Genomic DNA, 14,398 nt, shown 5'->3' with positions numbered 1-14,398 from the left:
GGTGGCCCGGGGGACGTGCGGCCCCCCGGGCCGGCCGCCCCTTCTCAGGACAGCCGCCGCCCGAGCGGGACGCGGGAGCGGGTGAACAGCGCCGCGAGCAGCCCCGCGACCACCGGCAGCGCCAGCACGATCAGCAGCAGCTCGCCCCAGGGCGCGGTGATCAGCGCCGGCGGGGCTCCGAGCCCGCCGGCCCGGGACTTCAGCAGCCCCACCGCCGGCACGAACCCGTTGACCGCCCCGAGCAGCGCTCCGAGCAGGGCGATCAGCGTGCACTGGAGGCCCGCCATGCTCCGCCGGATCCGCGGCGGGGCACCGACCGCGGCCAGGGTGGCCTGGTCCTGCCGGGAGTCGGCCGCCGCCAGGCCGGTGGCGATCCCGGCGGCGCCGAGCACGACCAGCCCGGCGAAGCCGGTGAGCGCCAGGGTGAGCGCGTCGCTCTTCGGCTGGTAGCCGCGTTCCACGGTCAGCCGGGCGAGCCGGTCCAGCCGGACGGCGGCCGCCTCGGCGCGCTGCTGCGCCTTGCGGTCGGGCGGGGTGGCGGGCAGCCAGACGGAGCCGGTCGGCCGGGCGGCGAGCCCGAGCGCGGGCAGCGCGGCGGGCGAGACCAGCCCCTGGGCGAACCCGGCGGCGCCCGGGTTGTCCACCAGCACCGCGTCGACGGGGACTTCCTGGAGGTCCGGCTTGGGCACCTCGCCCGGCTGGAGCGGCGCGCCGCCCCCGCCGCGCAGCAGCATCACGGCCTTGCCGTCGGCGCCCACCAGGGCCCGGTCGAAGACCAGCAGCTTGCCGGCGGCCAACGCCTGCTCGGCGGCCGGGTCGTGGACGTCGAACAGGTTGTGCAGCACGGTGGTGTCACCGGCGGCCAGGTGCGGCGGTGCGCCGAGGCCGCGCCGCTCCGCCGGGCCCCTGAGCGTGACGACGCTGGAGCAGTTGTCGCAGAAGCGGTACTCCACCTGGCCGAGGTCGCCGCGCGGGCCGAGCCCGCTCAGCTGCTTCTCCAGCTCGGCGCGCTCCTCGGCGAGCCGGGGGCCCTCGACGTGGCTGACCAGCTGGACGGCGCCGTACGGGGCCTCGGGCTGGTAGTCGCGCCGGTTCTCGGCGTCGGTGCTGGTGGTGTAGACGCCGATGGCGACGGCGCCGGCCACCGCGGCCATCACCGCGGCCACCGCCGGAGCGGTGCGCGAGCGGTGCCGGGCGGAGTCGCGCAGCGCGAGCCGCGGCCCGAGCGGCAGCCGGCCGGCGGCCCGGCCGATCAGGGCGACCAGCATCGGGGTGCAGAGCAGCAGGCCGAGTTCGGCGACCACCGAGCCGCCGAGCACGGTGAGCGTGCGGGTGTCGTAGCCGCCCATGCCCGGCCGGTCGCGCTGCACCACGCCCGCGCCGTACATCGCGAGGACCCCGCCGAGGACGACCAGCGCCAGACCGGCGAAGGTGACCAGGCGGCTGGGGGCGCGGACGGTGTCCCGGCCGGTGAGGCCGGCGGTGACGCTGCGCCGGGCGGCCTGCAGGGCGGGCAGCGCGGCCGCGAGCAGCGCGGTGACCAGGCCGATGCCGGCGATCGCCAGCAGGTCCAGCGGCGGTACGGCGAAGTGCCCGAAGCGCGCGCCGCCGAACTGTTCGATCCGCGTCCGCAGCACGGCGACCACCGCGGTGCCGAGCACCACGCCGACCGCCGCCCCGGCCGCGCCGAGGACCAGGCCGCCGCCGAGCACCACCGCGCCGACGTGGGCCCGGCTGCCGCCGGCCGCGCCGAGCAGGGCGAGCTGGCGGCGCGAGCGGCGGGCGCCGACCGCGAAGGCGGGCCCGGCGAGCAGGGCGACCTCCAGCAGCGCCATGCCGGTGACGGTGGCGACGACCATCCTGGTGTTGTTGGCGGCCGTCGGGTCGCTGTAGCGGTAGGCGTCGCGGTAGTAGGGGACGGCCTGCTCCGGCGGCGGGGCGAGCGCCACCGAGCGCGCCGTCAGGGTGTAGCCGTGGGCGTTGAACCGCTGGACGGCGGCCCAGTCGAGGGCGGCCCCGGCGGGCAGTCGGACCAGCCAGGCGGACCGGCTGTCGGAGGGCTTCTCCGCGGCGGGCCCGCCGGCGGCCAGCGCGCCGCTCAGCTGGTCGATCAACTCGCCCGGCCTGGCGACGAGTTCGACCCGGCCCAGCTCGCCCGGGTGCTCCACCACACCGGTGATGGTGTACGTGGTGCCCTCCAGGCCCTGGAGGGTGGTGGTGGCGCCGCGCGCGAGTCCGGTGCGGTCCAGGAAGGCCCGGGTGACGGCCACTTCGTGCGGGGCGCCCGGCGCCCGTCCGTCGACCAGGTCGAGCCGTCCGCGCCAGAGCGGGTCGCCGAGGTCGGCCTCGGTGGTGAGGGTGCGGACCATGCCCTCGGGCGAGGTCGCCCCGGCCTCCGGCCCGGGCCGGGCCGGGGTGAGCACGCTGCCGGGCGGCAGCAGCGAGCCGACCAGGGCGACCGGGTCGGTGCCCGCGCCCTTCACCTGCTCGGCCGTCGGCTGCTCCCCCGGTCGGGGCTGGACGGCGAAGGCGCCGTCCTCGGCGATCGGGGCCTGCTCGACGAGTTGGCCCGGACTGAGCGAGGTGACCAGGGCGTCCGCGCCGCCCACCACCCGCTCGACCCTTTCGGCCGGGGTGAGTTGGCCGCTGCGGTGGACCACGTCGGCGCCGGTGACGCCGAGCACGGGCAGCGCGATCATGGCGGCGATCAGCGCGCTGCGGCCCTTGGCGCGCAGGGCGTCGCGGCGGGCGATGCGCAGCGCGACCCGCCAGGCTCCGATCCTCACCGCGCCACCTCGCCGACCGCACCGTACGGGTGCCCGGTGCCGGACGGGGGGACGGCGGCGAGGCGGGCGGAGGAGCGGCGGCCGGGGGCCTCCGAGGCGATCGCGCCGTCCCGCAGGTGGACCACCCGGTCCGCCCAACTGGCGTGCGCCGCTTCGTGGGTGACCATCATGGCGGCGGCGCCGGCGTCGCAGCGGGCGCGCAGGACGGCGAGCACCGCCTCGCCGGTGGCCGAGTCGAGGGCGCCGGTGGGCTCGTCGGCGAGCACCAGGCGGCGGTCGCCGATCAGGGCGCGGGCGATGGCGACGCGCTGCTGCTGGCCGCCGGACATGTCGTCGGGGAAGCGGTCGGCGAGCTCGCCGATGCCCAGCTCCTCCAGCGCGGCCAGCGCCACCCGGCGGGCCCGGCGTCCCAGGACTCCGTCGAGCTCGCGCGGCAGGGCGATGTTCTCGGCGGCGGTCAGCGCCGGGATCAGGTTGTAGTCCTGGAAGACGTAGCCGATCGACCGCCGCCGCAGGTCGGCGAGCCTGCCGCGGCCGAGGCCGCCGAGCGCGACCCCCTCCACCAGCACCTCGCCGCCGCTGGGCTGGTCCAGCCCGCCGGCGAGGGTCAGCAGGGTGGACTTCCCGGAGCCGGACGGGCCCATGACGGCGACGAACTCGCCGGGGTGGACGGCCAGGTCGATGCCGCGCAGGGCGTGCACCTCGGCGGCACCCCGGCCGTGCACCCGGGTGACGTCGGTCAGGCGCAGGACGGGTGCGGGCCGGGTCGGATCGGTGTGGGACACTCTTCCCCCTTGTGAGCTGCTCAACTGCATATGTCGGTGAACTATATATGTCGGAGGACGCGAGGCAAGTCAGGGTGGTTCCCGGGAATCCATGGCCGGGGTGATCGGGTTCGGTCAAACTTCTACAAAGCTGTCGAGGATGTCGACGGAAACCGGGACCGATCGTTCGGGGGCGGTCTATGCTCGGGAAGGTTCACGGCCCCGGGCGGGACTTCCTCTCCGCCGGGCTGTGCCGTGGAGCGGCGCACCCCGATGCGCCCGGGCCGGAAGGAGGCGGGAGACATGGACTGCGGTAGTCCGGGTCGCAGTCGCCCCCGCCCCCGCGGTGTGCGGTAGCGCCCTTCCCCGACGTTCACCGGGCGTTCTCCGCCCGTCCCCCTGACGTGCCGCCACCGCGCGGTGCGACCACCCGTACGGTCCGTCCCGGGCCCTGCGCGCCTCCCGGTCGGCCGTGACGGCGATCGCCATCATCGAGGTCGTCCGGGCCGCACCGGGCCCCGGCCGCGCGTCATCGTCCGTACCCCTCCTCCCGTGAAGGAGGTGCCGTCGTGCACACCCTGACCACCGTCGACTTCCTGATCCGGCTCGCCACCGGCGTCGCCTGCGGCGCGCTGATCGGCGTCGAACGCCAGTGGCGCGCCCGGATGGCCGGCCTGCGCACCAACGCCCTGGTCGCCGCCGGCGCCACCCTGTTCGTGCTCTACAGCGAGGCCGTCGGCGACACCGGCAGCCCCACCCGGGTCGCCTCCTACGTCGTCTCCGGCATCGGCTTCCTCGGCGGTGGCGTCATCCTGCGCGACGGCGCCGGCGTCCGCGGCCTCAACACCGCCGCGACACTGTGGTGTTCGGCCGCCGTCGGGGTGCTCGCCGCCTCCGGCGAACTCCAGTTCGCCGTCCTCGGCACCCTCGCCGTGCTCGGCGTCCACCTCGTGCTGCGCCCGGCCGGTCGGCTCCTCGACCGGACCCCGCAGTCCGGCAACGACCCGGACTCCACCTGCCGCGCCACCGTCCACCTGGAGTGCGACCGCAAGTCCGAGACCCACATCCGGGCACTGCTCCTCCAGGCCCTCGCCGCCTCCGGCCTCGCCCCGACCGGCCTGCGCGCCCGCCGCACCGACAACGGGGACGCCACCAGCCTGCGGGCCACCGTCGCGATCACCGGCCGGGTGACGCCGGCGCTCGAACAGGTCGTCACCAGGCTGTCGTTGGAGCCCGGCGTGCGTGACCTGCACTGGCACCTGGACGACGAGTCCGAGGAGCCCGGCAACCCGGCGCTCGCCTGAGCGGACGGGCGGTCACCCGGGCCGTTCGCCCGGGCCATTCGCCCTGGCCGTTCGCCCGAGCCGTTCGCCCTGGCCGTTCGCCCGGGTCATTCGCCCGGGCCGTTTCACCACCCCGCCGATCGATCCCCCTGGAGGTCCGATGCCCACCCCCGATCCCGACCACGGGCCGCTGGTGCCGATGCTGCTGGTGCTGACCGTGGTCACCGGAGTGGTGGACGCGATCAGCTACCTCGAACTCGGCCACGTCTTCGTCGCCAACATGACCGGCAACGTGGTGTTCCTCGGATTCGCCCTGGCCGGCGCGGCCAACCTCTCGGCCACCGCCTCGCTGGCCGCCCTCGCCGCCTTCCTGCTCGGCGCCCTGGCCGGCGGCCACCTCGCCCGCCGGCTGCCCGGCCACCGCGGACACCTGCTGACCGCCGCCGTGGCCCTCCAGTCGGCACTGGTCGCGGCGGCCACCGTGCTGGCGGCCGTGGTCGGCCACACCTCCGACCCCGCCCGCTACACCCTGATCGGGCTGCTCGGCTTCGCGATGGGCGGTCAGAACGCGGTGGTCCGCGCCCTGAAGGTCCCGGACCTCACCACCACCGTGCTCACCATGACGATCACGGCCCTCGCCGCCGACCGCACCGGCCCCCGCCGCCTCGCCTCCGCCGTCTGGATGTTCGCCGGCGCCCTCCTCGGCGCCCTCCTCGTCCTCCACGCCGACATCCCGCTCGCCCTGGCACTGGCCCTCGCGCTTCTCCTCGCCGTCGCGGCCCTCACCCACCACGCCGCCAAACCCACCCCGGCCCCCGCCTGGACCCACCCCCGCTGAGCGGTCCGACGCTCCCTCTACCGTCCCGGTGCCCGCCCGGACCGCCCCCGCGGTCGGCGGATCGCCCCCGGGGGGCGGACGGGTCGGCCGGGCGTGCCGGCGGCCGCTGCTCCCGGGCGGTCAACGGCGATTGACGGTACGGCGGCCTGGTCAGTCCTCGCGGCAGTGGCCGGCGCGCCCGCTCCAGAGCGGTTCGAGGCGGGCCCAGTCGGCGGCCCAGGCGGCCTCGGCCCGGCGGTCGAGGGCGTGGAGGCGCACACGGAGGGCGAGGAGGAGCAGCGCCAGCAGGGCGAGGAGGCCGCCGGCGCCGGTGCAGGCGGCGGAGACGGCGAGGGCCGCGCGGTCGCCCGGGGGAGCGGAGACGGCGCCGACCGGGTCGACCCAGATCGGGAGGCGGCTGCCGGGCACAACGGAGTGCGGGGCCTGGACGGTGCCGAGGCGCTGGATGCCGTTCGGGGCGGTCCACACGGCGGTGACGTCGATCCGGTTGCTGTAGCCGCCGGAGTAGCGGCTGCCGGTGGCCGCGGTGGTGCGGTCCGGGATGTCGCGGACCACGGCGTCGACCTGCCGCAGCCGTCCGCGGTCGAGGTCGGCCTGGTGCGCGGTGGAGCGGTAGAGGAGGAGGGAGCCGCCCGCGCAGAGGGCCAGCGCGATCACCGCGCCGAGCAGGGCGGACAGCCAGGCGCGGGCCCGGGAGCGGTCGAGGGGGCGGGCGAGCGGCTCGTGCCGGGCACCGAAGGCACGCCGCAGCCGGCGGCCGGTGCGCTGCGGGAGCGACGCGGGCCGGGTCGGACGGGGAGTGCTGGACACGGTGAGGGCTCCTCAGGGGCGCGGGGACGCGGGGCGGTTCCGCCCCAATGTCCACCCGGCGGCCCCCCGCGCACAAGAGTCGTGCGCGCCCGTAGGACCGCCAGGGCCGCTCGGCCCCGAGCCCGGGACGTTCGGCCCTCGGCATCCGCGCGCCGGGGCGGGCAAGCTGGGGAGCGGCGGCGCCCTCCCGGTGCTTGGGCGCGGCCGAGACCCGGATCGGCCGTGGGGGCGCCGGGTCGCGGTAACGGGGCAGGGGGTGATCGTGGGGGTCACCTCCTGCCTGTTCCGGGCGGGCTCCTGCCCGTTCCGCGCACGGAAACTGACGTCGCCCCAGCTCGGGGCCTTGTTCCGCCCAGGTATACACTCGGAGTATACGCCGGGTGTATGTTTCCCCGCATGAGTGTTCCTTTGACCCTCCTCGGGCTGCTGGAGCGTGAGCCGAGCCACGGCTACGACCTCAAGCGCGACTACGACGCCCTCTTCGGCCGCGGCAAGCCCCTCCCGTACGGCCAGGTGTACGCGACCCTCGGCCGGCTGGCCCGTGACGGCAAGGTGGTGGCCGGCGAGGCGGAGCCCGGCGACGGGCCCGAGCGCAAGCGCTACGTCATCACCGAGACCGGGGCGACCGAGTTCGAGACCTGGCTACGGGAGCCGGTCGCACCCGAGCCCAACCTCCAGTCGGTGCTGTTCACCAAGGTGGTGCTGGCCCTGATGCTGGGCCGTGACGCCGAGCACTACCTGGACACCCAGCGCGCCGCCCACCTGCGCCGGATGCGCGAGCTCACCGAACTGCGCCGCACCGGAGCCCTGGTGGACTCCCTGCTCGCCGACCACGGCCTGTTCCACCTGGAGGCCGACCTGCGCTGGATCGACCTCACCGCCGCCCGCCTGGACGCGCTCGCCGTCGAGGTGAAGGCGTGACCGCGATCATCGAGGCCCGTGACGTCGCCCTCGCCTTCGGCGAGACCCCCGCCCTGCGCGGGGCGAGCCTGTCCGTCGGGGCCGGCGAGGTGCTCGCCGTCATGGGCCCCAGCGGCTCCGGCAAGTCGACATTACTGCACTGCCTGGCCGGCATCCTGGTGCCGGACGCGGGCGAGGTGCTGTTCGACGGACAGCGCCTGGACACCATGCCGGAGGCGCGGCGCAGCGCCCTGCGTCGGGACGTGTTCGGCTTCGTGTTCCAGTTCGGGCAGCTGGTACCGGAGTTGACGGCCGAGGAGAACATCGCGCTGCCGCTGCTGCTGAACGGCGTGCGCCGCTCCGCCGCGTTGGCCGAGGCCCGGCCCTGGTTCGGCCGGCTCGGCCTGGATGGCATGGAGCGGCGCCGCTCCGGTGAGCTGTCCGGCGGTCAGGCACAGCGGGTGGCGCTGGCCCGGGGCCTGGTGGCCCGGCCGCGGGTGCTGTTCGCCGACGAGCCGACCGGCGCGCTGGACTCGCTGACCGGCGAGCAGGTGATGGAGCTGCTGGTGGGTTCGGCCAAGGAGCAGGGCACCACCGTCATCCTGGTCACTCACGAGGCCCGGGTCGCCGCGTACGCGGACCGTGAGGCGGTCGTCCGGGACGGCCTGGCCCGCACCCTCTCCGTCGGCACGGTGGCCCCGTGATCCCCTTCTCGCTCCGACTGGCCGTCAGCGGCGGCCGGGAGGCGGTGGCCCGGCTGCTGATGATCGCGGCGGCGGTCGCGATCGGGGTCGGGCTGCTGCTGTCGAGCCTCGCCGCCCTCAACGCGGTCGGCCACTCCAACGGGCGGCTGCTCTGGATGAACACCGGCTCCGCGGACTGGACCGGGACGGCCCAGACGGACCCGCTCTGGTGGTACGGCCACGACCACTTCCACCAGGGCAAACGGATCGTCGAGTTCGACGTCGCCCCGACCGGCCCCGCCTCGCCGCTTCCACCCGGCCTGGACCGGCTGCCGGCCCCCGGCGAGTACTACGCCTCGCCCGCCTTGGCAGAGCTGCTGCGCAGGACCCCGACCGCCGAACTGGGCGACCGCTTCCCGGGCCGGCCGGTCGGGACCATCGGACCCGAGGCGCTGACCTCCCCCGACACCCTGGCCATGGTGGCCGGCCGCACCGTGGACGAGCTCAAGGGCGTTCCGGAGGCCAGGCCGGTCACCGCGATCGCGACCGCGATGCCGGACCGGTGCGCGGCCGACTGCCTGGGCTTCGGCATCCACGGCGATGCCGTGACCCTCACCCTGAGCGTGGTGGTCGGTGCGCTGATCTTCCCGGTGCTGATCTTCATCGGCACCGCGACCCGGCTGTCCGCCGCCACCCGGGAGCAGCGCTTCGCCGCGATGCGGCTGGTGGGGGCGACGCCCCGGCAGGTGTCGGTGATCGCGGCGGTCGAGTCCACGGTGGCCTCGGTGATCGGTACGGCCGCGGGCTTCGGCGTCCACCTCGCGCTGCGCCCGGTCATCGCGGACATGCGGCTCACCGGGGACCGCTTCTACCGGGCGGACCTGGGCCTGCACCTCGGCCAGGCGCTCGTGGTCGCGCTGGGCGTGCCGGTGGCGGCGGCGCTGGCCGCGCGGTTCGCGCTGCGCCGGGTCACCGTCTCCCCGCTCGGCGTCACCCGGCGGGTCACCCCGAAGCCGCCGCGGGCCTGGCGGCTGACCCCGCTGCTGCTCGGCCTCGCCGAACTCGGCTACTTCGTCGGCAACCGGCCGACGACCTCCAACGGGCAGGCCGCGGCCTACCTCACCGGATTCCTGCTGGTGATGCTCGGCCTGGTGGTCGCCGGGCCCTGGCTGACCATGACGGCGGCCCGGGCGGTGGCCCTGCGCACCAGCCGTCCGGCCGCGCTGATCGCGGTGCGCCGGCTCGCCGACGATCCGCGGACGGGCTTCCGGGCGGTGGCGGGCCTGGTGGTGGCACTGTTCGTGACCAGTGCGACGATCGGCGTCATCGGGACCATCGACGCCAACCGGGGGGCCCGGCTGAGCGGTGACCCGGAGGTCCGCAAGGCGGTCGTCGACCTCCCGCACCGGCTGGACTCCGCGGAGACGCTCGGCACCGTACCGGACGGCCTGACGGCCTCCGTCCGGTCCGTGCCCGGCTTCCGGGGGCTGGTGCCGGCGCACCACAACCCGGACCGGATCGGCACGGCGCCGGCGCCCGCCCACGTCCCGGTACCCGCGCTGGTGCTCTGCTCGGACCTGGCGCAGGTGCCGGTGCTGGGACACTGCGCGCCCGGAGCGGCGGTGGCGGCCGTCCCCGTCGTCCAGTTCCTCGACCTCCAGGAGGGCACGGCGCGGGAGTGGCCGACCGCGCCGCTCCCGGCGGAGGAGGCCGCCGCGCTCCCGGTGAAGCTGCTCTACGCCTCCACCGACGGCACCTCCTCGGCCAAGGAGCGGCTGCGGACGCTGTTCACCACGGCCTACCCGAGGTACGACGCCCGGACGGTCGACGACTGGGGCACCGAGGCGCAGAAACGGCTCCAGGCCTGGCGCCAGTTGGCGCACGTGGTGCTGCTGACCACCCTGCCGATCGCCGGGTGCAGCCTCGCGGTGAGCGTGGTGGCCGGGCTCTCCGACCGCCGCCGCCCGTTCGCGATGCTGCGGCTGACCGGGGCGCCGCTGGGGCTGCTCCAGCGGGTGATCGGGTTGGAGAGCGCCCTGCCGCTGCTGGCGGTGTCGGTGATCGCGACCGGGACGGGCTTCGCGGCGGCGGCGATGTTCCTGAAATCGCAGATGCAGTACGACCTGGTGCCCCCGGGCGCGGTCTACTACGGGCTGACGGCCTTCGGGCTGGCCTCGTCGCTCGGGATCATCGCCTCGACGCTGCCGCTGCTGAAGCGGATCACCGGGCCGGAGGCGGCCCGCAACGGCTGACCTCCCGTCGAGGTCGGCCCCGTGGTCCGCGCTCAGTGGCCGACGGGGGCCGCCCCGCGCTCAGTGGCCGACGGGGTAGCCGTGCGTCCCGGCGGCCCGCACCACGTCCAGATCCGGCAGCCAGCTGCCGAGGACCAACGCGGACGGGTAGAACATCGGCCCGGGCAGCGCGTCCACCGGGAAGCGCTCCCAGCCGGCGCAGGCGTGCGGCTCGGTGACCACGGCCTCGGCCAGGCTGGGCGGCGCCAGCACGGCGGCGGTCAGCCGGGGCCGGCCGAGCTCGTGGTCGAGGTGCACGGCGAGCACCCGCATCTCCTCGGCGGGCAGCACGATGCCCGTCTCCTCGGCGAGTTCGCGGGCCGCGGTCTGCTCGAAGGACTCGCCGAGGTCGACCTTGCCGCCGGGCAGGCTCCAGGTGGGCGGCTCGCCGGCGGTGATCCGGCGGCCGACCAGCACCCGGCCGTCCCCGGTGGGCACGATGACCCCGGCGCCGAGCAGCGGTGCGTTCGGAGGGGCCGGTGCGGCCGACGGGGTCGGCGCGCTCGCCGGGGCCGGCGCCTCCGCCGGGCCCACCGCGTGCGTCGGCTCCGGTGTGCCGGCCGGGTTCGGTGCGGTCGGTGCGGTGCTCAACTCGCCATCTCCTTCAGCCGGTTACCAGTTGGCGCGCTCGTAGTCCTTGAGGAAGCAGCCGTACAGGTCCTCGCCCGCCTCGCCGCGCACGATCGGGTCGTACACCCGGGCGGCGCCGTCGACCAGGTCGAGCGGGGCGTGGAAGCCCTCGTCGGCGAGGCGCATCTTGTCCGGGTGCGGGCGCTCGTCGGTGATCCAGCCGGTGTCGACGGCGGTCATCAGGATGCCGTCGCTCTGGAACATCTCCTGCGCGCTGGTGCGGGTGAGCATGTTGAGCGCGGCCTTGGCCATGTTGGTGTGCGGGTGGCCGGCGCCCTTGTAGCCGCGGGAGAACACGCCCTCCATCGCGGAGACGTTGACCACGTACTTGCGGCGCGAGGCGGAGGCGGCCATCGCCGGGCGCAGCCGGCTGATCAGGATGAACGGCGCGGTGGAGTTGCAGAGCTGGACCTCCAGCAGCTCCATCGGGCCGACCTCCGAGACGGTCTGCACCCAGCTGTTGGTGTCGGCGAGGTCGGGCACCAGGCCGCCGGCGTCGATCGCGGTGCCGGCCGCGATCCGGGCGGGCGTCGCGGAGCCGGTGACCAGGGCGAGCGAGGTGACGTCCTCGGCGGCGATCCGCTGCGCGTCGCCGTCCGCCTGGTGGGGGAGGGCCGGCAGGTCGACGCTGCCGCTGCCGAAGCGGCCGATCGTGGTGGCCTGCGGGAGCTCGCCGGCCGGCAGCGGGGCGGACTCGGCGTTGACCAGCTCGCGGTAGGACTCCGGCGGGCGGCGCACGGTTTGCGCGGCGTTGTTGATCAGGATGTCCAGCGGGCCGTCGGCGGCGACCTCGTCGGCCAGCGCCATCACCTGGGCCGGATCGCGCAGGTCGATGCCGACGATCTTGAGGCGGTGGATCCACTCGTCGCTGTCCGGCATCGCCTTGAAGCGGCGGATCGCGTCGTTGGGGAAGCGGGTGGTGATGGTGGTGTGGGCGCCGTCGCGCAGCAGCATCAGCGCGATGTACATCCCGATCTTGGCGCGGCCGCCGGTGAGCAGCGCGCGCTTGCCGGTGAGGTCGGCGCGGGCGTCCCGGCGGGCGCGGTTCTTGACCGCGCAGTTCTGGCAGAGGTTGTGGTAGAACGCGTCGACCTCGACGTACCGCTGCTTGCAGGTGTAGCAGGAGCGCGGGCGCTCCAGGATGCCGGCGATCTCGGTGGTGGTGACGGTGGTCAGGCCGAAGGCGCCGGCCGTCTCGTCGTCGATCCGGGAGGGCGCACCGGTGGCGGTGCGGGCGGTGACCTCGCGGTCGTTGGCGGTCTTGCGGGCCCGGGTCTCCTGGCGGCGGCGCTGCTTGAGGGTCCGGAATATGCCGCCGACGGCCTGGCGGACGGTGATCGCGTCCGGGTGGTCGACGTGCAGCTCGTCGAGCTCGGCGAGCACTTCCAGGCAGAGCCTCAGCCGCTCGGGGTCGAGGCCGGGACCGTAGTCGATGTCCTCCTCGGTGCCCTCGACCCGGTCCTGCCCGGTGTCCGTCTGCTCGATGTCGGTCTGCCCGATGCTCACGCCTGCTGCCGCTTCCCGTTCCGCCACGCCCACACGCGTGAAGTCATGCCCGTTACCGCGTGAATGCTACGGGAGCGGCCCCGGCCCGGGCGAAAACCGGACGTCGGAGGGGGTCTTTGGATGATCCTCCATGTCTACGCGCGGAGCATTGATCACGGTTTGTGTACAGCCCCAGCAATGCTCTTCGAACTGGCTTTTGCCCCCGCCCTCCCGGAGAATCGAACGCTGGGTGCCGGGCGCCCGAGTGCGCCCCGGCGGCATCGCCGCAACCGCACCCGAGGTGTATCCCCCCAGCCAGAGAGCCCTTCTTCATGCGCTTCCTGAACGACCTCAAGCCCTCGTACGACTTGACGTACGACGACGTCTTCATGGTCCCCAGCCGTTCCGCCGTGGGCTCCCGGCAGGGCGTGGACCTCTCCTCGAACGACGGCACCGGCACCACCATCCCGCTGGTCGTGGCCAACATGACCGCCATCGCCGGCCGCCGGATGGCCGAGACCGTCGCCCGCCGCGGCGGCCTGGTCGCCATCCCGCAGGACATCCCCACCGAGGTCATCGCCGAGGTCGTCTCCTGGGTCAAGCAGCGCCACCTCGTCTTCGACACCCCCATCACGCTCGCCCCCGGCGACACCGTCGCCGAGGCGATCTCGCTGCTGCCCAAGCGCGCGCACGGCGCCCTCGTGGTGGTCGAGGACGGCAAGCCGGTCGGCGTGGTCGCCGAATCCGACTGCCAGGGCGTCGACCGCTTCACCAGCCTGGCCGACGTCATGTCCCGCGACCTGCTGGTGCTGGACGAGGGCATCGACCCGCGGACCGCCTTCGACAAGCTCACCGAGGCGCACCGCAAGCTCGCGCCCGTCGTGGACGCCGAGGGCCGGCTGGTCGGCCTCCTCACCCGCAAGGGCGCGCTGCGCGCCACCCTCTACAGCCCGGCCGTGGACGCGGCGGGCAAGCTGCGGATCGCCGCCACCGTCGGCATCAACGGCGACGTCGCGGGCAAGGCCTCGGCGCTGATCGAGGCCGGTGCCGACGTGCTGGTGGTCGACACCGCGCACGGCCACCAGGAGTCCATGATCAGCGCGCTGCGCGCGGTGCGCGGCCTGGACCCGAAGATCCCCATCGTGGCCGGCAACGTGGTCTCCGCCGTCGGTGTCCGCGACCTGGTCGAGGCGGGCGCCGACATCCTCAAGGTCGGCGTCGGCCCGGGCGCCATGTGCACCACCCGGATGATGACCGGCGTCGGCCGGCCCCAGTTCTCCGCCGTCCTGGAATGCGCCGCCGAGGCCCGCCGGCTCGGCAAGCACGTCTGGGCGGACGGCGGCGTGCGCCACCCGCGCGACGTCGCCATGGCGCTGGCCGCCGGCGCCTCCAACGTGATGATCGGCTCTTGGTTCGCCGGGACCTACGAGTCCCCGGGCGACCTCCAGACCGCCGCCGACGGCCGCCAGTACAAGGAGAGCTTCGGCATGGCCTCGGCCCGCGCGGTCAGCAACCGCACCGCCCAGGACTCCTCGTACGACCGTGCCCGCAAGGCGCTGTTCGAGGAGGGCATCTCGCACTCCCGGATGTTCCTCGACCCGGCCCGCCCGGGCGTCGAGGACCTGATCGACTCGATCATTGCGGGTGTCCGCAGCTCCTGCACCTACGCGGGCGCCGGCAGCCTGGAGGAGTTCCACGAGAAGGCGATCGTGGGCGTCCAGAGCGCGGCCGGCTACGCCGAGGGCAAGCCGCTGCACTCCAGCTGGGCCTGACCGCCACCGGCACCCGCCGGAGCCGGGCCGGCGGGCGCGTCCGTGGCGGCGGGGGTCGTGACGGTGGCGGCGGTGGTCGTGCCGGCGGTGTTCGGACTCGCGCTCGTACCGTCGGCCGGCGCGCGGCGCGCCGCGGGGGGGCGGGGGGCCGCGGGC

Annotated in this window: 11 protein-coding genes; 6 read left to right on the top strand and 5 right to left on the bottom strand. The window is 75.1% G+C overall.

Annotated features, from left to right (window positions below):
* Positions 1 to 44 precede the first annotated feature (44 nt).
* Complete coding sequence (locus AB0E96_RS01995) at positions 45 to 2,786, bottom strand: FtsX-like permease family protein (RefSeq protein ID WP_359817366.1); 2,742 nt, start codon at positions 2,784 to 2,786, stop codon at positions 45 to 47.
* Positions 2,783 to 3,571, bottom strand: coding sequence for an ABC transporter ATP-binding protein (locus tag AB0E96_RS01990; RefSeq protein ID WP_359817365.1), 789 nt, complete (start codon positions 3,569 to 3,571; stop codon positions 2,783 to 2,785). The genes AB0E96_RS01995 and AB0E96_RS01990 overlap by 4 nt, the downstream gene beginning before the upstream one ends.
* Positions 3,572 to 4,119: 548 nt before the next feature.
* Here AB0E96_RS01990 and AB0E96_RS01985 point away from each other — a divergent pair.
* Entirely contained in the window at positions 4,120 to 4,854 is a 735-nt protein-coding gene (locus tag AB0E96_RS01985) for an MgtC/SapB family protein (protein ID WP_359817363.1), read from the top strand.
* A 139-nt stretch (positions 4,855 to 4,993) separates the two neighbouring features.
* A complete protein-coding gene (locus tag AB0E96_RS01980; protein ID WP_359817362.1) occupies positions 4,994 to 5,671 on the top strand; it encodes a YoaK family protein in 678 nt (225 codons plus the stop codon).
* Between the two features lie 150 nt (positions 5,672 to 5,821).
* Here AB0E96_RS01980 and AB0E96_RS01975 read toward each other — a convergent pair whose 3' ends face one another.
* Positions 5,822 to 6,481: a hypothetical protein gene (locus AB0E96_RS01975; RefSeq protein ID WP_359817360.1), complete on the bottom strand. Its 660-nt coding sequence runs from the start codon at positions 6,479 to 6,481 to the stop codon at positions 5,822 to 5,824.
* 396 nt (positions 6,482 to 6,877) lie between these two features.
* Here AB0E96_RS01975 and AB0E96_RS01970 point away from each other — a divergent pair, with 396 nt between their 5' ends.
* From AB0E96_RS01970 to AB0E96_RS01960, 3 genes are read left to right on the top strand one after another with little or no spacing between them, the layout of a single operon-like run.
* Positions 6,878 to 7,402: a PadR family transcriptional regulator gene (locus tag AB0E96_RS01970; RefSeq protein ID WP_359817358.1), complete on the top strand. Its 525-nt coding sequence runs from the start codon at positions 6,878 to 6,880 to the stop codon at positions 7,400 to 7,402.
* Entirely contained in the window at positions 7,399 to 8,085 is a 687-nt protein-coding gene (locus AB0E96_RS01965) for an ABC transporter ATP-binding protein (protein WP_359817356.1), read from the top strand. The genes AB0E96_RS01970 and AB0E96_RS01965 overlap by 4 nt, the downstream gene beginning before the upstream one ends.
* Positions 8,082 to 10,316 (top strand): FtsX-like permease family protein, encoded by a 2,235-nt coding sequence (locus AB0E96_RS01960; RefSeq protein ID WP_359817354.1) that lies wholly within the window; start codon positions 8,082 to 8,084, stop codon positions 10,314 to 10,316. Before AB0E96_RS01965 ends, AB0E96_RS01960 begins: the two co-directional genes overlap by 4 nt.
* Positions 10,317 to 10,376: 60 nt before the next feature.
* Here the strand turns inward: AB0E96_RS01960 and AB0E96_RS01955 are convergent, their stop codons facing one another.
* Together AB0E96_RS01955 and AB0E96_RS01950 are read right to left on the bottom strand one after the other, a co-directional pair.
* Positions 10,377 to 10,946: an NUDIX domain-containing protein gene (locus AB0E96_RS01955; protein WP_359817352.1), complete on the bottom strand. Its 570-nt coding sequence runs from the start codon at positions 10,944 to 10,946 to the stop codon at positions 10,377 to 10,379.
* A 21-nt stretch (positions 10,947 to 10,967) separates the two neighbouring features.
* A complete protein-coding gene (locus AB0E96_RS01950) occupies positions 10,968 to 12,470 on the bottom strand; it encodes an SDR family NAD(P)-dependent oxidoreductase (RefSeq protein ID WP_359817437.1) in 1,503 nt (500 codons plus the stop codon).
* Positions 12,471 to 12,802: 332 nt separating this feature from the next.
* Here AB0E96_RS01950 and AB0E96_RS01945 point away from each other — a divergent pair, with 332 nt between their 5' ends.
* On the top strand, positions 12,803 to 14,242 hold the full coding sequence (locus AB0E96_RS01945; protein WP_359817350.1) for a GuaB1 family IMP dehydrogenase-related protein: 1,440 nt from the start codon (positions 12,803 to 12,805) through the stop codon (positions 14,240 to 14,242).
* Positions 14,243 to 14,398 lie beyond the last annotated feature (156 nt).

Source organism: Kitasatospora sp. NPDC036755 (assembly GCF_040636595.1).
In the GTDB taxonomy this organism is placed as follows: domain Bacteria; phylum Actinomycetota; class Actinomycetes; order Streptomycetales; family Streptomycetaceae; genus Kitasatospora.
Note: the sequence above shows the minus strand (reverse complement) of the source record. Positions and strands in the feature narration are given on the sequence as shown.

Bases quoted from the DNA above. Each gene is read 5' to 3' on its own strand.
- AB0E96_RS01980 (WP_359817362.1), top strand. From the start codon at position 4,994: ATGCCCACCCCCGATCCCGACCACGGGCCGCTGGTGCCGATGCTGCTG.
- AB0E96_RS01970 (WP_359817358.1), top strand. From the start codon at position 6,878: ATGAGTGTTCCTTTGACCCTCCTCGGGCTGCTGGAGCGTGAGCCGAGC.
- AB0E96_RS01945 (WP_359817350.1), top strand. From the start codon at position 12,803: ATGCGCTTCCTGAACGACCTCAAGCCCTCGTACGACTTGACGTACGAC.